Annotated in this window: 18 protein-coding genes; 6 read left to right on the top strand and 12 right to left on the bottom strand. The window is 55.6% G+C overall.

Annotated elements, in window-relative coordinates:
* The first annotated feature begins 6 nt into the window (after positions 1 to 6).
* The 6 genes from I6L53_RS03210 (at position 7) to I6L53_RS03185 (ending at position 4,786) form a co-directional block, all read left to right on the top strand.
* Positions 7 to 246: a DUF2164 domain-containing protein gene (locus I6L53_RS03210; RefSeq protein ID WP_042321881.1), complete on the top strand. Its 240-nt coding sequence runs from the start codon at positions 7 to 9 to the stop codon at positions 244 to 246.
* 96 nt (positions 247 to 342) lie between these two features.
* Positions 343 to 1,494, top strand: coding sequence for a double-cubane-cluster-containing anaerobic reductase (locus I6L53_RS03205; RefSeq protein WP_042321878.1), 1,152 nt, complete (start codon positions 343 to 345; stop codon positions 1,492 to 1,494).
* 9 nt (positions 1,495 to 1,503) lie between these two features.
* A complete protein-coding gene (yjiL, locus tag I6L53_RS03200; RefSeq protein ID WP_042321876.1) occupies positions 1,504 to 2,271 on the top strand; it encodes a putative 2-hydroxyacyl-CoA dehydratase activator YjiL in 768 nt (255 codons plus the stop codon).
* The gene (locus I6L53_RS03195) at positions 2,268 to 2,525 is read left to right on the top strand and encodes a putative Se/S carrier protein (RefSeq protein WP_072015731.1); all 258 of its coding nucleotides are present in this window, start codon (positions 2,268 to 2,270) and stop codon (positions 2,523 to 2,525) included. The genes yjiL and I6L53_RS03195 overlap by 4 nt, the downstream gene beginning before the upstream one ends.
* Positions 2,526 to 2,707: 182 nt before the next feature.
* Positions 2,708 to 3,499, top strand: coding sequence for an SdiA-regulated domain-containing protein (locus tag I6L53_RS03190; RefSeq protein ID WP_042321867.1), 792 nt, complete (start codon positions 2,708 to 2,710; stop codon positions 3,497 to 3,499).
* 78 nt (positions 3,500 to 3,577) lie between these two features.
* A complete protein-coding gene (locus I6L53_RS03185) occupies positions 3,578 to 4,786 on the top strand; it encodes an MFS transporter (protein WP_042321864.1) in 1,209 nt (402 codons plus the stop codon).
* Positions 4,787 to 4,856: 70 nt separating this feature from the next.
* Here the strand turns inward: I6L53_RS03185 and I6L53_RS03180 are convergent, their stop codons facing one another.
* The 12 genes from I6L53_RS03180 to tssB all read right to left on the bottom strand — a co-directional run bounded on the left by I6L53_RS03180 (position 4,857) and on the right by tssB (position 17,511).
* A complete protein-coding gene (locus tag I6L53_RS03180; protein ID WP_042321861.1) occupies positions 4,857 to 5,057 on the bottom strand; it encodes a hypothetical protein in 201 nt (66 codons plus the stop codon).
* A gap of 618 nt (positions 5,058 to 5,675) precedes the next feature.
* Positions 5,676 to 6,095, bottom strand: coding sequence for a hypothetical protein (locus I6L53_RS03175; RefSeq protein ID WP_042321859.1), 420 nt, complete (start codon positions 6,093 to 6,095; stop codon positions 5,676 to 5,678).
* A gap of 180 nt (positions 6,096 to 6,275) precedes the next feature.
* Complete coding sequence (locus I6L53_RS03170) at positions 6,276 to 6,797, bottom strand: toxin-antitoxin system YwqK family antitoxin (protein ID WP_042321857.1); 522 nt, start codon at positions 6,795 to 6,797, stop codon at positions 6,276 to 6,278.
* Entirely contained in the window at positions 6,797 to 8,755 is a 1,959-nt protein-coding gene (locus tag I6L53_RS03165) for a type VI secretion system Vgr family protein (protein ID WP_042321855.1), read from the bottom strand. Before I6L53_RS03165 ends, I6L53_RS03170 begins: the two co-directional genes overlap by 1 nt.
* Before the next feature lie 112 nt (positions 8,756 to 8,867).
* Positions 8,868 to 9,467 carry a hypothetical protein gene (locus tag I6L53_RS03160; RefSeq protein WP_139155873.1) on the bottom strand — a complete coding sequence of 200 codons (600 nt, stop codon included), beginning with the start codon at positions 9,465 to 9,467 and terminating at the stop codon, positions 8,868 to 8,870.
* Between the two features lie 27 nt (positions 9,468 to 9,494).
* The gene (gene tssH, locus I6L53_RS03155) at positions 9,495 to 12,008 is read right to left on the bottom strand and encodes a type VI secretion system ATPase TssH (protein WP_042321853.1); all 2,514 of its coding nucleotides are present in this window, start codon (positions 12,006 to 12,008) and stop codon (positions 9,495 to 9,497) included.
* Positions 11,941 to 12,912 (bottom strand): type VI secretion system baseplate subunit TssG, encoded by a 972-nt coding sequence (locus I6L53_RS03150; RefSeq protein ID WP_084196625.1) that lies wholly within the window; start codon positions 12,910 to 12,912, stop codon positions 11,941 to 11,943. The genes tssH and I6L53_RS03150 overlap by 68 nt, the downstream gene beginning before the upstream one ends.
* Entirely contained in the window at positions 12,876 to 14,597 is a 1,722-nt protein-coding gene (tssF, locus tag I6L53_RS03145) for a type VI secretion system baseplate subunit TssF (RefSeq protein ID WP_042321851.1), read from the bottom strand. The genes I6L53_RS03150 and tssF overlap by 37 nt, the downstream gene beginning before the upstream one ends.
* 18 nt (positions 14,598 to 14,615) lie before the next feature.
* Positions 14,616 to 14,996, bottom strand: coding sequence for a type VI secretion system baseplate subunit TssE (tssE, locus tag I6L53_RS03140; protein WP_042321848.1), 381 nt, complete (start codon positions 14,994 to 14,996; stop codon positions 14,616 to 14,618).
* Complete coding sequence (locus I6L53_RS03135; RefSeq protein WP_042321844.1) at positions 14,996 to 15,481, bottom strand: Hcp family type VI secretion system effector; 486 nt, start codon at positions 15,479 to 15,481, stop codon at positions 14,996 to 14,998. The genes tssE and I6L53_RS03135 overlap by 1 nt, the downstream gene beginning before the upstream one ends.
* An 18-nt stretch (positions 15,482 to 15,499) precedes the next feature.
* Complete coding sequence (gene tssC, locus I6L53_RS03130) at positions 15,500 to 16,981, bottom strand: type VI secretion system contractile sheath large subunit (protein WP_042321842.1); 1,482 nt, start codon at positions 16,979 to 16,981, stop codon at positions 15,500 to 15,502.
* Between the two features lie 17 nt (positions 16,982 to 16,998).
* The gene (tssB, locus tag I6L53_RS03125; RefSeq protein WP_042321839.1) at positions 16,999 to 17,511 is read right to left on the bottom strand and encodes a type VI secretion system contractile sheath small subunit; all 513 of its coding nucleotides are present in this window, start codon (positions 17,509 to 17,511) and stop codon (positions 16,999 to 17,001) included.
* Positions 17,512 to 17,772: the final 261 nt, after the last annotated feature.

Here is a 17,772-nt window from a genome sequence, read left to right as displayed (position 1 = left end):
GAAAAAATGGCTGACATTACCCTGTCCCCGGCGGAACGCGACGGTCTGCGCGAGGCGCTCAGAGACTACTGCCGCGACCATTTCGAACTGGAGCTGGAACAGTTCGACGCCGAGTTTTTTATTGATTTTATTAGCGAAAAACTGGGGCCGGCGTACTACAACGCGGGCATTGAGGAGGCGATTCGCACGCATCTTGCCTGGAACGAGCGCATCCAGGAAGAGATGGATCTGAAGAAGATTTTATAGTGCCTTACCTGGCGGGAGATCAATAAACCCACAACAATGACATGGTTATAATGCGAGCACTTTTAACATCTCCCGTGTCACGGGGAAGGAAAATCCATGTCGCTTATCACCGATCTACCCGCCATTTTCGACCAGTTTTCTGAAGCCCGCCAGAAAGGCTTTCTCACCGTGATGGATCTCAAAGAGCAGGGTATCCCGCTGGTGGGGACCTATTGCACCTTCATGCCGCAGGAGATCCCAATGGCGGCGGGGGCGGTGGTGGTCTCGCTGTGTTCAACGTCCGACGAAACCATCGAAGAGGCCGAAAAGGATCTGCCGCGCAACCTCTGCCCGTTGATCAAAAGCAGCTACGGCTTCGGCAAAACTGACAAATGTCCCTATTTCTACTTTTCTGACCTGGTCGTGGGTGAAACCACCTGCGACGGCAAAAAGAAAATGTATGAGTACATGGCTGAGTTCAAAGCCGTTCACGTCATGCAGTTGCCAAACAGCAGCCAGGATGCCGCCTCCCGCGCACTGTGGAAAGCAGAAATTCTGCGCCTGCAACAGGCCGTGGAAGCGCGCTTTGGGACGCCGGTAACCGAAGCGGCACTGCGCGAAGCCATCGTCCTCAAAAACCGTGAACGCCGCGCGCTGGCGAATTTCTATCGTCTCGGTCAGCTTAATCCCCCCGCATTGAGCGGCAGCGACATCCTGAAAGTGGTGTATGGTGCGACCTTCCGCTTTGATAAAGAAGCCCTTATCGACGAACTGGACAGCATGACCGGACGGGTGCGCCAGGCGTGGCAAGACGGTAAACGACTGGACGCCCGTCCACGCATTCTGATCACCGGTTGCCCGATTGGCGGAGCGGCAGAAAAAGTGGTACGCGCCATTGAAGAAAACGGCGGTTGGGTGGTGGGATACGAAAACTGCACCGGCGCGAAGGCGACCGAGCAGTGCGTCGCGGAAACCGGCGACGTATACGACTCGCTCACCGACAAATATCTCGCCATCGGCTGTTCGTGCATCTCTCCAAACGAGCAGCGCCTGACGCTGCTCAGCCAGATGGTGGAAGAGTACCAGGCGGACGGCGTGGTGGACGTGATTTTGCAGGCCTGTCATACCTATGCCGTTGAGTCACTGGCCATTAAGCGTCATGTTCGTCAGCAGCACAACCTTCCCTATATCGCCATTGAAACCGACTACTCCACCTCGGATATCGGCCAGCTCAGCACCCGCGTCGCGGCCTTTATTGAAATGCTGTAAGGAGCCGGCGTGACGTATTCGATAGGGATTGATTCCGGCTCGACGGCGACCAAAGGCGTTTTACTGGCTGGCGGCGTGATTCAGCGCCGCTTCCTGTGCCCGACGCCATTCCGGCCAGCCGATGCCATCCGCGAGGCCTGGGACGTTCTCGCACAAGGTCTGGAAACGCGGCCATACCTGACCTTAACCGGCTATGGTCGCCAGTTGGTTGATTTTGCCGACAAGCAGGTAACAGAAATCTCCTGTCACGGACTGGGCGCGCGGCTACTGGCTCCCGCCACCCGCACGGTCATTGATATCGGCGGACAGGACAGCAAGGTTATTCAACTGGATGACGACGGTAACCTCACCGACTTCCTGATGAATGACAAATGCGCGGCAGGCACCGGACGTTTTCTGGAAGTCATTTCGCGAACCCTGGGCGCCAGCGTGGAGCAACTCGACAGCATAACCGCCGGGGTTGCGCCACACGCCATCAGCAGCATGTGCACCGTCTTTGCCGAATCTGAAGTGATTAGCCTGCGCTCTGCGGGTATCGCCCCGGAAGCCATTCTCGCGGGCGTGATCAACGCAATGGCGCGGCGTAGCGCCAACTTCATCGGTCGACTCTCCTCACAGGGGCCGCTGCTGTTTACCGGCGGCGTCAGCCACTGTATGGCCTTTGCCCGCATGCTGGAAGGCCATGTCGGCATCCCGGTACACACCCACCCGGATGCGCAGTTTGCCGGTGCCATTGGCGCGGCGTTAATTGGTCAACGACAGAGAAAGCGCGGATGACGGAATATCTGTTCTTGTTTCATTCGACGGTAGGCGTGATCCAGACCCGCAAAGCGTTGCAGGCCGCAGGCATGAGCTTTCGGGTCGCTGATATTCCCCGCCAGTTGCGCGGAGGTTGCGGGCTGTGCGTCCACCTGCATTGCCAGCCCGGGGAAGAAGCACGGTGGGTCATCCCCGGCCATACAGAATCTATCTACCGCCTTGAGTCGGGCGACTGGCAATGTGTGGCAACCTTTGACGCGCTATCGCGTTGATCCGCTAAATCGCGATAAATTTCCCCCCATTAGCGCAGGTTTAAGGATTCATTAAGATTAATCTTTATACTTTCTCCCTTAATGGCTTTGATTTTATTTAGGGAAGAATAATGAGATTGTCCACCCGATACCTGAACTCATCTCTGCGAGTTATGCTTCTTCTTACTCTATTCATTGCAGGAATGAGTTATGTCGTATCCGGTGGTGCCACGCCCGACGACGACAACAACTCCCTTGCGGACTATCGCGCAACAATAGACGGCAAAACGATCGCTGGCGTGAAAAAAAATGTCTCCTCACTCACCTGGTCGGATAAAAGTGATACGTTGTTCAGCACGATCAATAAACCTGCCACGATTATTGAATTGACCAAACAGGGTCAACTGCTGCGGAGTATCCCGCTCGATTTTATTCGCGATCTGGAAACCATCGAGTTCATTGGTGACGACACGTTTGTCATCAGCGATGAAAGTGATTATTCCATTTACGTCATTACGCTCAATGCGCAGTCACAGGTGAACATCATCAAAAAGTTGAAGCTTGATCTGTATGAAACCCCAACAAACGACGGCTTTGAAGGACTCGCGTGGTCACGAGAAAAAGAGACATTCTGGTTTTTCAAAGAAAAGAGACCGATTGGGATCTATAAAGTGACGGGGCTGCTCAATAATGACAATTTAACCATTGGCAAAGACAATACTCTGCAACAACAGCTTAATGTAAAAGATATTTCAGGCGCGGAATTTAATGCGCGAAAGAATAGCCTGCTGATCCTTTCTCACGAATCCCGCGTGCTCAAAGAGGTCAAAATCGACGGCGAAGTTATCGGCGTCATGACGTTAACCGAAGGCCATCACGGGTTGGCGCGCACCATACAGCAGGCTGAAGGGATCGCGATGGATAACCAGGGATCGCTGTTTATGGTTGCAGAGCCTAACCTGTTTTACCGCTTCACATCTGACGCCGCACAATAATTCACCCGCAGCCTTACCCATTTGTTATAAATTTGTTACTCTCGCAATTCTCACTCGACGAATAACAATGGGTACGGCATGAGCCAGCCACAGCACATCGCAGACCGATATTCACTCAGCACAGCCCTTTTCGGGATGATGGTATTAGCGCTGGGCATGGGGATTGGCCGTTTTCTCTATACCCCCATGCTGCCGGTGCTGCTGGCCGAGGGGCGCTTCACGTTTTCCGAACTGTCGTGGATAGCCAGCGTCAACTATGCGGGATACCTGGCCGGCAGCCTGCTGTTCTCCTTCGGGCTTTTTCATCTGCCTGGACGTTTACGCCCTATGCTGTTGAGTTCAGCGGTGGCGACCAGCGGACTGATCCTCGCGATGGCGCTATTCTCCGGGCCGGGGGTGGTGATGCTGGTACGCTTTCTGGCAGGCGTCGCCAGCGCCGGGATGTTGATCTTTGGTTCCACGCTGGTGCTGCAACATACCCGCAATCCTTTTGTCATTGCCTCGCTGTTTTCTGGCGTCGGCGTCGGAATTGCGCTGGGTAACGAGTACGTGATTGCAGGGCTGCACTTTGCGCTCTCTTCCCACACGCTGTGGATCGGGGCGGCGATCTTCTCCGCCGTGCTGGCGATTCTGCTGGCGCTGCTGCTTCCGTCCCGCGCTCACGCGCTGCCTGCCGCAACACAGGCAAAAAACGAGCCACAGCCGATGCGCTGGTGGCTGCTGGCGCTGCTCTACGGTCTGGCCGGATTTGGCTACATCATCGTCGCAACCTATTTGCCGCTGATGGCAAAAGACGCCGGTTCACCGCTGCTGACGGTGCATCTGTGGACGCTGGTTGGCATCTCAATCATACCGGGCTGCTTCGCCTGGCTGTGGGCTGCGAAACGCTGGGGAGTACTGCAATGTCTGACGGCGAACCTGATGATTCAGGCTGCCTGTGTGCTTCTGACACTTGCCAGCGGCTCTCCGCTGTTGCTGGTGCTGAGCAGCGTGGGATTTGGCGCGACGTTTATGGGTACCACGTCGCTGGTTATGACCCTCGCGCGCCAGCTTATTGTGCCGGGAAACCTCAATCTGCTGGGTTTTGTCACGTTAACCTACGGCATCGGGCAGATCCTGGGGCCGCTGTTAACCACGCTGTTGGGCAGCGGCACGCAGGCCATTACCGATGCCACGCTGTGCGGTGCGCTGGCGTTATTTCTCGCCGCGACGATCAGCGCGCTGCAATTCTATAAACAAAAGCGTTTGTTGGTGTGTCACATCAACGAAATGCGCCAACGGCCCTAATGCGGCGATCGTCATACATAATTAGCGCGCCAGAGTGGTAACAATATCATCCTGTAAAAGCTGTCCGCACTTAATCACGACCGCCTTCATTGGCGGTGCGATGCAGCATAAGCGCTTCGGCAATAATATCCTGTTTGCTTTTACGCGTTTCTAAGGCCAGTGTCCGAACATAGTCCCAAAGCGTGGTTTCAACACGGGCACTTAACAGCACCATATCTTTAGAACGGGTTCCTCTGGCTTTACGGGTATCGGGATAATCACGGGAAGGCATCGTCAGCTCCTGAAGGCTATTTCGTCTTAACAGGGGAGGAATATGCAGTTGGCCGAATAACAAGTCAACGCACATAATTTCAGCAGTCGGGTGATGGAAATGTTAAGAAAACACCTTGAAATGGAACGCTGTTTCAAGTGAAAGATAACACATAGCAGGCTAATGATGTCAGGGTTTATTGCCATGCAAAGGTTAATTCAGTGCATTTCGCGCCCCCTCCTCCAGCCCAATCATTCAGAGTAATTATTGAAAATTCCTATTCGCCAATAAGTTACTTCTGAGATAAATGTTTACATTAAGAACAATAACGGGCTTTTTTAGAGTGCGTTACGACGATCTCTTTCAATTATTTTCGCTAACGCAGTAAGTCACTTTTGTCATCAGACGTCGTACCACCCCGACCGTTAACGCAAAAAAAGTAAACAAGTCGTAAATAAGGACATTTTTTAACGACGCAAATTAAGTGTGTCTTAATTGATATTTATCAATTTTAAGAGATGTGATTTGCCCACTTATGGTAAGAATCTGATGAAACGCACAAATACCGACTGTTTTTGTACATTAAATTTTACGCCACAAGGTGACTGCGTAATTAGCGGGTGATATTGACTTCGCTTTTCACCGCCAGACCTCCAGTACGACTGAACCAAAGTTATTCCAGTACATCCCCGATATATCATTCGCAAAGACCACCAGCTCACCGCTGCGGGGCGCAATCCAGCCGTTATTGAGTCGGGCACCATCGCCAATCACAAACATCGTGTCGGTTGATTTGTCGATGGTACCAATCAGGGTAAACCAGGTCGCAGGATCGTGACGGCACCGCAGCCAGATTCGGGCAAAATTCAGATAGCCGACGGTGTAACCGTTCGCGTCACAGCAATGGCTCATATCGCACCACTTACCGGTGACACGGAAGAAATACCTGACGCCCTGCTCAACAAACAGATCCGTTTCAGCCCATTTATCACGTGAGCGAATTTGGGTTCGCTTCACCCGTCGTGAAGCCAGTGGCGGAACGTACATTCGATCAACCATATATCATCACCTTTACGCAAACACAGTTATGCAGGCCGCAGAAGGCCGCCCGTACAAAACGATGACGAACTGGCGGGGGTAACACTAATTTTTATGAACTCTGCGGCCGCGCTCCATAACAGGAAAGTCGTAGTCTGCGCGTGGTGTTTCATACCTTTCATTGATCTTGCGCGATCGCGCCTACAGATGCTCCGTCCATTTGCTGAACCGCGACTGGGGTTGTCCCCTGGCATTGATGGCACGGCCATCCGGCAACCAGCGCTCGGGGGCGTGAACCAGGCGGCCGTGGACATACTGTTGTCGCATGGCGCAGGCCCCATCGGGATAGAACTGTTCACTCTGTTGATGACGCAGGCCGTCCTGCCACTGTTCACGCATCTGCATCTGCCCGGACGGATAAAAGCAGCGGCATTCGCCGTGCAGTTGCCCTTCCCGCCAGTGCTCTTCACGGATCAGCACGCCCTCTTCGCTAAAGTAGCGCGCCCCCCCCTGCAATCTGCCGTGATGATATTCCTGATGCATCGCCAGTTGGCCATTAGGATGCCAGCTTTCGGTAACGCCGTGCAGAATGCCCTGCTGATAGTGCATCGCCACCAGTCGACGCCCATGCTCCTCAATCTGCATCTCTCCGCAGAGCAGGCCGTCCGTCAGGGCAGCCTGTAGCCGGGTGGCGTCCTGCTGATATTCCAGAAGCTCACTCATTAGTTAATCTTCACCATCCCGCCCTTGAGCGTCAGCATCCCGCCTCCCTCCAGAGTCTGCGCTGCGCTGGCTTTGCTGGTCAGCGTGGCTTTCGCCTCCTGGCTTATCGTTGCAGCTTTCTGGGTGAGCGAACCCTTCGCATCGCTGGCGATACTGGTAGCGTCAAGATTCAGGCTCGTGGCCGCACTGGCTTTCAGATCCGTCCCGCTCTTCACCGTCAACGTTTTACCACTTTCCAGCGTGAGCGTACCGCTGACCTTAATCGTCAGGTTGCCGTCGACGTTCAGCGTGTAGTTGCCCTTCACTTTGTGCGTCTCATTGCCGTCCACCGCGTGTTCCTGATCGCCTTTCACCGTCACGCTGCGCTTCTCTTTCACCTCCAGCGTGTCGCTGCCGGTTTCGATTTTCACCGTGCGATTCCCCTTTTTCAGGGTGACGCTTTCGTTGCCCTCTTCAACGGTACGGGTGCTGTCGTTTTTGACGCTGTGGATTTCATCGTGGCCGACTGTCGTGCTACTGTCGTTCAGCACGATAAGCTGGAAGTCCTTTTGCGCCTGCATTGCCAGCAGTTCGGCGTCTTTTTTGTCGTCAAAGCGCAGTTCGTTAAACCCTTTTTCGCTGTGGGTTTTAATGCCGGACTGGGTCTGACTCGCCGGCAGCGGATAGGGCAGCGCGTTGACGCCGTTATAGACGCAGCCGGTGACGAGCGGTTTGTCCGGCTCGCCATCGATAAAGCTCACCACCACCTCCTGGCCGACGCGGGGGATAAACTGTGTACCGAAGCCGTTACCGCTCCAGGCGGTGGCGACCCGCAGCCAGCAGGAGCTGGTTTCATCACGTTCGCCTTCCCGATCCCACGGAAACTGCACTTTTACCCGCCCGAGTTTGTCGGTCCAGATCTCCTCTCCCTGCTTGCCGACCACCGTTGCCGTTTGCGTGTGCATAACCGGTTTCGGCGTGCTGCTTTGCGGTCGATAGCATGTGGCCTTCGGGATGGCGGTAAAGCGGTTGCGGTAGTGCTCGCCGTCGTAGTCGTGGGTGACGGCAGTGACCAGCCAGTCGGTATTGAGCGTCTTATCATCATGATCGGTCAGAGTGAACCAGTGGCCCGCCGTTAACGCCGCGCAGTCGCTTTCGCCTACCAGTTGCTTCGCCTGCGACGTCAGGGCGTTAACCTTCCATGCCGCCAGCGCGTCACCGTCGGCTTTAACGCTAAACCGCCCCGGATGCTGATAATGCACCCCGCCTTTCTTCTCACCCGCCTGCGAAAAGAGCGCAGCCTTCGGCTGCTCGTAGTTGAAATCGCTGGTCTGAAACCCCTGCGCGGTAGCTTGCACGCGCAGCGCCGCCGAGCGAATCGCCCCGGTTTCCCGCTCACCGCTCTGCGCCGCCTGATACTTCACCTTTTTCTCGCCGGGGATGGGCGGGAATGCGCTGTTGTCATCCGCCAGCACCAGCGTGTGCTTGCCTGCTGCGTGGGTAAAGAACCAGAAAATTCCCTCCTGCTCCAGCAGCCGCGAGACAAAATTAAAATCGCTTTCGTTGTATTGCAGACAGTACTCGCGCTTTGCCGGTGTGGTTTTGAGCTGAAATTTATAATCGGTAAATCCGGCGTCCTTAAATACCTTCCCGACAATTTCCTGTGCGCTGAGGTTCTGAAACACGCGGTTGTTACTGGAAAGCGTCAACCACCACAGCCAGGGACGCAGCACAAACTGATAGCGGTCAGCGTTGCGCGTCGCGGGCAGTTGGTAAATCTCCGCAATCAGCCCGTCGTAGTCGGCGTTGTTGATGGTGGCGGTAAGATGGGTCGCCAGCGCGGTATCAAGCGTTAACGGCGCAGAGGTGGTTACGGTAACCGTGGCGATGGTCAGGCCGTTAAGTTGAGAATCGGTTTGCGCGGTTGCGGCGGTAAGGCCAGTTAGCTTCGCGGTGAGTTTGAGGATATTGTCTGGCATGAATAAAGTCCTTTTATATTTGCAGGGTACGTAATGCCCGATGACGCTTCGCTTATCGGGCCTACTTTTTATGATACAACTTATCAGGTGAAATTATACTTTAGCTTCTGAGCTATAAAATAGTTTCCCAGCTTCCTGGTGCAGGAAAGGATTTAAATATCTTATATGTCCATACCCCATCAAACAGCTTTACACCAAAAACTAAAGTTCTGTGGGGTATGCCATTAATACCATAACAAATATCATTCGGAGGATTATCATGTGAAATTGATAATCTCCGAGTTCTTTGATGACGTGCTCCTGTTATATCTTCCTCAGCGCCAGTGCGAGTAAATACTGTACTTCCAATTGCCCCGTGAGCAACATGTAGTACCAAATCAGGTGTAACAGTAAAACGACAACCTGTTAGAGCGGAAGTAATAAAAAAATTACAAGACTTGCTGTATTCGTATTGAGCTCTGGCAGCATAAGTAACTCGATAATTTAACCAAGGAAGCCAGAAAACATTTTCAATATCAGGTCCATATTCTTGTGTTTCAGATAAAGCATATCCTGGATTATGAAGAAACGGTGTTGCTCTAACCTTAATGACTCTTGGCGTGTTCAAGATAGGATCGTACTCACTTTGTAGAATATGACCTTGAAGCGTTATATCACCAATACTATTAATACCTGTCGTGATATTTCTTAATTTTTTCCAAAAAGATTTCATATCATCTCCACTTAGATAGTACTCTGTTCAATCATTTCGCCCCATAACTTCCCCAACCACCAGGTTTTCCACATCCCTGGCTCCTGCGCCCTGGCATTTTTCCATAACGCGCGCGATTAACCCCTCATCCATAGTTAACCGCTCCCCCGTCGCCACAAAATATCGCTGTGCTAATTTCTCCAATTTCGCCAGCACAATGCCTTTTAATATTTCTTCATCTAACGCGCGATAGGCCACCGTGGTCATCCTTGCTAAAAACGCCGGGCGGAAATGTGTTAATAACTCCTCGCGCAATGCCGCATTAAACCGCTCGCTGTTTAATTCAGAAGCTGGCGTGTCGAGAATAAGCTCCGCGCCAACGTTGCTGGTTGCCAGCATCACTGTATTTTTAAAATCGACAATCAGCCCGGTGCCGTCTTCCATTACGCCCTTATCGAAAACGTTATAAAACGCCTCCAGCACGTCCGGGTGCGCCTTTTCGATTTCGTCGAGCAGCACCACCGAATAGGGGCGACGGCGTACGGCTTCGGTTAATGCCCCACCGCTGCCGTAGCCGACGTAACCCGGCGGCGCGCCTTTGAGCTGGCTGACGGTGTGCGCTTCCTGATACTCGGAAAGATTAATGGTGATGAGGTTACGTTCGCCGCCGTACAGGGCATCGGCCAGCGCACACGCGGTTTCAGTTTTGCCGACGCCGGTCGGCCCCACCAGCAGGAACACACCGACCGGCTTCTGCGGGTCGGTCAGGCCGCTGCGGTATGCGCGCAGGCGCTGAACAATGGTTTCCAGCGCCGCCTGTTGTCCCATCACCCGTTCGCTCATCCGCTCGACCAGCGTACGCAGGGCGTGGGCTTCATCGGTCAGCATCTGCCCGAGCGGGATCCCCGTCCAGCCGCTAATCACGGCGGCGACGGTGGCGGCGTCTACGCAATCGGCCACCAGCGGCACTTCCTCTCGCAGCTGCGCGGCGGCGGTTTCCAGCTTGCTAATCAGCGCCGCGCACTCCACCAACTGCTGCTCCAGTTCTTCGTCATCTTCATCGGGCCGTTCGCTCAGATTCAGCATCCGCTGACGGGCAGCGAGCAGCTCGCCGACCCGCTGGCGCTCATCCTGCCAGCGCCCTTCCACCTCCCGCGCCTGAATCTGGAGTTTCTCCGCCTGCACCTCCAGCTCGCACAGCCGGTCGTGATGATCAACGCCCACCAGCAGCTCGCGATTCAGCCGTTGTCCCTCTTCGTCGATGGCCGCCCGTTGCTGGCGGATCTCTTCGAGCGCAGGCGGCACGTCATGCTGCGCCAACGCCACGCGCGCGCAGGCGGTGTCGAGCACGCTGATGGCTTTATCCGGCAGCTGTCGTCCGGAGATGTAGCGCTGCGACAGGCGCACCGTTTCGCGAATCGCACTGTCGAGGATCTGTACGCCATGATGCGCTTCCAGCTTGTCGGCCACCGCCCGCAGCATCACCACCGCGCGATGCTCATCCGGTTCTTCAATCTGGATACGCTGAAAGCGCCGGTCCAGCGCGGGATCCTTCTCGAAATATTTCTTGTACTCCTGCCAGGTGGTCGCCGCGAGAGTTCGCAGCTCACCGCGCGCCAGGGCCGGTTTCAGCAGGTTGGCGGCGTCGCTGCCGCCCTCGGTGCCACCCGCGCCAATCAGCGTATGAGCTTCGTCGATAAACAGGACGATCGGCAGTGGGGATTTTTTGACTGCGTCAATCACCCCTTTAAGCCGCTGCTCAAATTCACCCTTCACGCCTGCCCCCGCCTGCAACAGGCCGAGATCGAGCGCCAGCAGCGCCACGTCGCGCAGCGGCGGCGGCACGCTGCCTTCAGCAATGCGTCGCGCCAGCCCTTCGGCAACGGCCGTTTTCCCGACGCCAGGCGCGCCGACCAGAATCGGGTTGTTCTGCCGACGGCGCAGCAGAATGTCGATACACTGACGGATCTCGCTATCGCGACCGATGATCGGGTCGATCCGCCCCTCGCGGGCATCGCGGGTCAGGTCGTGGGTAAATTGATCCAGTACGCCGCTTTCATGGTCAGGGCGATCGTCAGACTGCGGCGCGTTTCGCTCCTCCACGGACAGTCGGCACCAGTTCCGCCACTGGTTTTCCAGCGTGATGGCCTGGATACCGAGCAACAACGGCATCCCCTGCGCCAGTTGGCTACGCAGCCGTTCGCGGGTCAGCAATGCCAGCAGCAGCAACGCCGACCGCACCTGCGCAAGACCCTGGAAGGTCGCCAGCAGAATGGCCCCTTCCAGCAGTTCCACTAGCTGGACGGAAAATACCGGCATGCGCGTACAGCCGGTTTTAAACTGCGCCTGGGTGCGCTGAATCTCTTCACGCAGCCGATCCGCGGGGATCGCCGCCTCCCCGAGGCAACAGGTCAGATCGCCCTGTTCCTCATCCAGCAGGGCCAGCAGCAAATGTTCCGGTTCAACAAACCAGTGTCCCTGCGCCCGGCTCCGTTCAGCCGCCAGCTCCAGCGCGCGAAAGCAATTCGGGTTCAGTCGTTGTACTAACGCTTTTAAATCCATGTTCATCCTCCCTGAAAAACAGACGACAGCAGCACGGCGACGCTTTGCGCCCCTGTAGCTGTGCGGTACGCCCCAGGCGCGGAGGCCGCGCGCGTGAAAGACAGGTGTCGAGCGTCAACGTCCCACGCATGACAAGCTCCAGCGAAATTGCCGCGCCAAACCAGAGGCGCCCGGCAAAGCTCAGCGTGGTGAAGCCTTCGCCCCCGGGTAAAAACGTGCGCCATTGCGCGGCACTGCTGGCGATCAGATGGAGCCGGATGCCCGCGTGTTGATGCCAGGCATGGCGACCCGCCACGCTGTTGCGCCCCAGCCGACAGCCGGTGCGGCTCTGCGCATCGGCAGGCAGTACCTGCCAGCGCCCCGCAAACTCTTCCACCGACACGCTGATGTTCATCATCGCCGCCGCCAGTGCGACGAATCCTGCGGCGGAACGCCTGCGGTTTGCCAACAGACCGCTTTGGATCAGCGATAACGACACCTGCGCCGGACGCGACGTGGTCAAAAAGCCACACAGCGCCTGCATGAGTTCTCCCCCTGCCGCCTGCTCTCGCCGGGCATAAGGCGTCACCAGTCGATATGCGCTTCGGCTCCGGCAGTCGTGTTCAATCAACCGCTGCTCAAACAGGCTGAGGAAATCCTGCGCCGCCTGCGGCAGCGCCTCCAGCACGCCGTAGGGTAAAACGCCGTCCGCGCCGCCCAGACCAAGGCTTCGCACCTGCACGCATGCCCCCTGCAAACGGCCAATCTCCGCCGGGGCAAAGGTCAGTCCCCGCTCACCGCGCAGTTCAGGCGACACGCCGCTCAGTTCGAGTAACCGGACGCACTGCTCCAGCGAAAAGCGCCAAGGTTCGCGCCGAAGTTGCGCTATCACACTATCGGCCGGGTGGGATCGGTATCGCGCCATAGCGGGATCTCCTCACTGTCATCCTGTAATACGGTATGTACAAAGCAGTTTGCCGTGGCGTTATGCGCCAGAAAACGGGCGATAATTGCAGCAAAAAGCAGGCGACTGCTGGCGGTGAACGCCTGAGGATCCAGCGTCAGCGTGACCCGAATACCGTTACGCCAGCCGCGCCATGCATCACGACCAGAATGTTCGCTGGCCCGCTCGCAGCGCATCGCGCGAATGCCGTCGATCTGCTGCCAGACTGCCACCGATTCTCCTGAAGAGGCATACAGAGAGAGCATCTCTTTTAGTGATGCCAGCGCCTCGTCGCCTTCGGTCAGCGACACATGATTAAGTACCAGTGAGGAAACCAACTTCCAGCGCGCGTTCCGCTGCCTTACGGACTGACCCGGATCCGTCGGCGTGCCCAGCAAACAGACCTGAGCTATCGGCCCCGGAAAATCAAAGGCCAGCGGGGTTCCTGCCATCAGCGACGATGCACACTCCCCGTTGGTACACAGAAGCGTTGCCGTCAGCGTGGCCTCTTCATCGGCGGCAAAGGGATCAAAACGGCTGTCCACCAGCGTCAGCCAGAGATCGTTCTCCTGCCGATAATGTCGCCGCGCATGCCAGAACCAACGGGCATCAGCATGCTGTTGCGCACCGTAATAGGGTGGCACTGGCCAGGCTTCATCGCGTCGGCTCATCCACAGTTGCGCAATGCGGTAGATTTGCATCTCTTTGTCGTAGAGATCGGCGACCAGCCGGTATTCGCTGTGCGTGTGCCCGACGGGCAGCGGCTCCGAGGTTCGCGTAAACAGATTTACCACCGGTACGCAGTCGAGACGCACATCGTCCCGTGTCAGATGCAGCGCCGTGTCCGGGGCGCGACGAAAAGGAATGCAGAGCGTCATCGTGTCGCCGTGCTGGGTCTGCGGGATCGGCAAGTCGAAATACATCAGCGCCTGCGGGCAGTGCATCCAGGCGCTCAACGCCAGCCCGCTTGACTCGACGCCTGGCTCGCTCGCCAGCAGGTGCTCCGCATTTTCGAGCCCTACCGGCTGCGGACGCTGTGGGCCTATCGCGTGGGCATACAGCAGGTCAAAAAGCGCGGCGTTAATCTGCGGAGAACCCCCCAGATAAATGCGCAGCGTGCGCATCGTCAGCGTGGAAAACTGCCAGGGCGGTAAACAACGAAGACGAAGCGACAATGCGCCCTGCGCCTGGCTTAACCCGCACGCCTGACGAGCCGCACTCGCATCGAGCCAGGCGAGGTCATCGATCGCGACCGGCCACAGCGTATGCTGCAATGCGGTACGCCACCAGACCGTTTCACCCTCTGCCGTCAGCGCGTACAGCGGCGTGCCAGCGGGCAGCGAGTAGCCCTGCGTCAGATCGCCCGCCAGCGGATCGGGCGTAAAGCGGGCGGTGGCAAATGAGGGATAGGGGCGCAGCAGATGCGGGGTGAGCAGTTCCAGAAGCGATTCACTCAGTTCGCTAAACCCTTCGTCCAGCCGCTGGTTCAGGCGCGCGCTTTGCAGCGCGAACCCTTCCAGCAGCCGCTCGACATGCGGGTCGGGACAGTCAAATTCGCTTAAACGCAGGCGAGCGGCGATCTTCGGATGCTGGCGGGAAAATTCACCGCTGGCGGCACGCAACCACCGGAGTTCCTGCAAATAATCCTCCAGCAACCTGTCGTCCATCGTTCTCTCCTGTTGGCTTTACCGCCAACGACCATTTTGATACGTCAGATCCAGCGCCAACAGCGCATCGTCATCCCACAGTTGCGCTTCCAGATGGAGCGCCAGCGTGGCGTGATGCGCCTCTTTGACACTGACCGTCAATGCTTTAATGCGGGGTTCAAGATGCAAAATCGTGCGTCTGAGCTGGCGACAGAACCAGTCGAGCACCCGATCATCATCGGCATTGATGCCATGCCATTCGGGAACGCCCCAGGCGAGCAGCGCGGGGAGTGATTCAGCGTCCTTCGGCGCGCGGGTATTGAACAACCTGCGCAATTCCCGGTAGACCGACTCGCGTGGTGAGATAGTCTCATCAGCCAGCCTGTCGAGTAACGCAACCGGTATGGAGGAGCTCATCATTAGCTCCCTTTCTTATTCATCGTCATATCCCAGACCGAAGAACTGGTTCCCTGCTGGGTCCCCTCCGATTTCTGCGCGGTGATTTCCCATTTGATTTTGGTGAAATTCAACGACATCGTTTCGACCGGTTTACCGCCGGACCCGCCGCTTACGCTCAGGTGAGAGATGACGACATTGGTCAGGGTATAGACGATAAAAGGCAGCATTTTTCCGTCATCATTGCGGCACAGCGTCAGCTTTGCTTCTTTGATCATTTTGCCGCTACAGCAGTATTCGTTGAGTACCGGGGTGGCGAGATCGACAAACTTGGTCAGCGACATCTCCCCCACGTGCGCACGCCCGGAGGTACGTTCGGTGTTGCTGACATCGTTGGTCACCTGCATCGCCACGTTGTGGCTGTAGGACATGATCTCAATCTGATCGTTAAAGCCATCAGCCTGACTTTCACCCTTGATATCGTCCAGTTTTAAAAAAATAGCATCCATGATTTATCTCCTTATTAATCAGGCAACTGCCGGTGGTGGCAGCTCAGCAACCAGACGAATTGAGGTGGTCAACTCTTCCAGTTGGAAATGCGGGCGCAGAAAAACGACGGCACGATAAACACCCGGATTGCCGGGGACTTCACTGACGTCAACCCGCGCTTCGCGCAGCGGGTAACGGGCTTTGATCTCCTGCGGCGCGCTGTCGCGCAGCAGAACGTAGTCGGCAATCCAGTTATTGAGGTAGCTTTCAATCTCGTCGCGGCTCATAAAACTGCCGACTTTGTCGCGCATAATGACCTTGAGATAGTGGGCAAAGCGGGAAGCGGCAAGAATGTATGGCAGCATCGCGGAAATGCGTGCGTTGGCATTGGCTTCCGGCGTGTTGTAGATCCGTGCCTGATTAGTGGTTTGGCCACCAAAAAAAGCGCCCGTGTTGCTGTTCTTCTTGTGGCACAGAGCAACAAAACCGAGATCGTTCAGCTCTTTTTCGCGGCGATCGGTAATGGCAATCTCCGTCGGACAACGCAAACTGATGTCGCCGGATGGGGTGCTGAAAGTATGCGCCGGGAGATCTTCCACCAAACCGCCGCCTTCCGCACCGCGAATCGCCGCGCACCAGCCGTACAGCGCAAAGGCATCGGTGATCCGGTTTGCCAGCTTCCACGCCGCGTTGCCCCACAGATACTTACTGGCATCCAGACCGTTGACGTCCTCAATGAAGTTGACCCCTTCCACGGGCACGGTATCCGGGCCATAAGGCAAGCGCTGCAATACGTGAGGCAAAACTAACGTCACATAGCGGGACTCATCGCTCTCACGGAATGCCCGCCATTTGATCAACTCGGCACTTTCGAAGATCTTCGCCAGATCGCGCGGCACGCCCAGCTCAGCAAACGATCCCATATCAAACAGGCGTGGGCTGGCTGAGGCAATAAAGGGGGCATGGGCCGCCGCCGCGACCTGCGAAATTTTCTCCAGTAGCGCCACGTCCTGCGGATGGCGACCAAATTCATAATCGCCGACCAGTACGCTATACGGGTTACCGCCGAAAGTACCGTATTCATCTTCGTACAACTTTTTGAACAACGCGCTTTGATCGAACTCCACCGCTTTTTCGAGATCGTTTTGCAGCGCTTTACGCGAGACGTTAAGCAAACGCAGCTTGAGTCGGGAGCTGGTCTCGGTGTTCATCACGAACTGGTGAAGCCCACGCCAGGAGGCCTCCAGCCGCTGCATATCCGGATGGTGCAACACCTCGTTAAGCTGAGCGCTAATGAGCGCGTCAATTTGCGCGATACGATGGTTAATCATGGCGACGGTGTCGCTTTCCACCGTCATACCTTCATCAAGGATCTGCGTCGCCAGTTCTTCCAGCATGTCGCGCGCATAGGTCTGCTGTAGCTCATCGCGCGCCATGCGCCCTTCCTGAATGATGCGATCCAACACGCTCAGCGTGACCGTTTGACCGCCCGTTTCAGCCTGTTCCTGAACCGTTTCCATTGTTCTTTCCTCTTCGGTTAGGCGTTTTCTGCCGGCTTGTCTTCTGTTGTTGGCCGCAACGCCTGAAGTTCAGCGTTATCATTGACCACCTGCTGGAGCAGAGCATCCAGATCGTCATTGCCATCCAGTTTGGTCAGCAGATCGCGCAGGCGCTGGCGGGCAAGAAACAGACGCTGTAGGGGTTTCACTTGATCGATAATGTTGAGAGGAGAGAAATCTTCGATGGTTTTGAAATGAAGCTCGATGTTGAATTTGCTGTCATCATTCGCCAGCCGATTTTCCACCTGGAGCGCCAGACGAGGTGCTATCGACCCGAGCACATCATCAAAATTATCACGATCGATATCGACAAACCGCCGGTCACGTAGCTTTTCAGGTGGAGAGGCTGGCTGACCGGATAGATCGGCTAAAATACCGACCACAAGAGGTAATTCCTTTTTTTCTATTGCTCCCCCCGTTTCAACGTCATAAGTAATTTGTACCCGCGGAGGTCTAATACGACTGAGTTTATGCTGAATACTCTCTGCCATAACTTGTCCTTTTTGCAATAAGAATCCCTGATGCAATCCTGCCTGCATCTTTATTTGAAAGCATTATTTCAGAAAATCAATCGCTATTATAAAAAACACAACGAAAAATAAATATCAACCAATTTTTGTTTACCGGATAAGAATACCCTTGGTTGATCAACGTCACGTAAAAATGTTAAAAGTCTTATCATTCAATATAATACAAGAAATCAGATGATGAAGTGAATGTTCCATACGTTATATTCACCCTACGGGCGTACT

Source organism: Citrobacter farmeri (assembly GCF_019048065.1).
Taxonomy (GTDB): domain Bacteria; phylum Pseudomonadota; class Gammaproteobacteria; order Enterobacterales; family Enterobacteriaceae; genus Citrobacter_A; species Citrobacter_A farmeri.
Note: the sequence above shows the minus strand (reverse complement) of the source record. Positions and strands in the feature narration are given on the sequence as shown.

Bases quoted from the DNA above. Each gene is read 5' to 3' on its own strand.
- I6L53_RS03205 (WP_042321878.1), top strand. From the start codon at position 343: ATGTCGCTTATCACCGATCTACCCGCCATTTTCGACCAGTTTTCTGAA.
- I6L53_RS03150 (WP_084196625.1), bottom strand. From the start codon at position 12,912: ATGGCGCGATACCGATCCCACCCGGCCGATAGTGTGATAGCGCAACTT.
- I6L53_RS03165 (WP_042321855.1), bottom strand. From the start codon at position 8,755: ATGCCAGACAATATCCTCAAACTCACCGCGAAGCTAACTGGCCTTACC.
- I6L53_RS03190 (WP_042321867.1), top strand. From the start codon at position 2,708: ATGAGTTATGTCGTATCCGGTGGTGCCACGCCCGACGACGACAACAAC.
- I6L53_RS03160 (WP_139155873.1), bottom strand. From the start codon at position 9,467: ATGAAATCTTTTTGGAAAAAATTAAGAAATATCACGACAGGTATTAAT.
- tssH (WP_042321853.1), bottom strand. From the start codon at position 12,008: ATGGATTTAAAAGCGTTAGTACAACGACTGAACCCGAATTGCTTTCGC.
- I6L53_RS03195 (WP_072015731.1), top strand. From the start codon at position 2,268: ATGACGGAATATCTGTTCTTGTTTCATTCGACGGTAGGCGTGATCCAG.
- tssF (WP_042321851.1), bottom strand. From the start codon at position 14,597: ATGGACGACAGGTTGCTGGAGGATTATTTGCAGGAACTCCGGTGGTTG.
- tssC (WP_042321842.1), bottom strand. From the start codon at position 16,981: ATGGAAACGGTTCAGGAACAGGCTGAAACGGGCGGTCAAACGGTCACG.
- I6L53_RS03175 (WP_042321859.1), bottom strand. From the start codon at position 6,095: ATGGTTGATCGAATGTACGTTCCGCCACTGGCTTCACGACGGGTGAAG.
- I6L53_RS03170 (WP_042321857.1), bottom strand. From the start codon at position 6,797: ATGAGTGAGCTTCTGGAATATCAGCAGGACGCCACCCGGCTACAGGCT.
- I6L53_RS03135 (WP_042321844.1), bottom strand. From the start codon at position 15,481: ATGGATGCTATTTTTTTAAAACTGGACGATATCAAGGGTGAAAGTCAG.
- I6L53_RS03210 (WP_042321881.1), top strand. From the start codon at position 7: ATGGCTGACATTACCCTGTCCCCGGCGGAACGCGACGGTCTGCGCGAG.
- tssB (WP_042321839.1), bottom strand. From the start codon at position 17,511: ATGGCAGAGAGTATTCAGCATAAACTCAGTCGTATTAGACCTCCGCGG.
- tssE (WP_042321848.1), bottom strand. From the start codon at position 14,996: ATGATGAGCTCCTCCATACCGGTTGCGTTACTCGACAGGCTGGCTGAT.
- I6L53_RS03185 (WP_042321864.1), top strand. From the start codon at position 3,578: ATGAGCCAGCCACAGCACATCGCAGACCGATATTCACTCAGCACAGCC.
- I6L53_RS03180 (WP_042321861.1), bottom strand. From the start codon at position 5,057: ATGCCTTCCCGTGATTATCCCGATACCCGTAAAGCCAGAGGAACCCGT.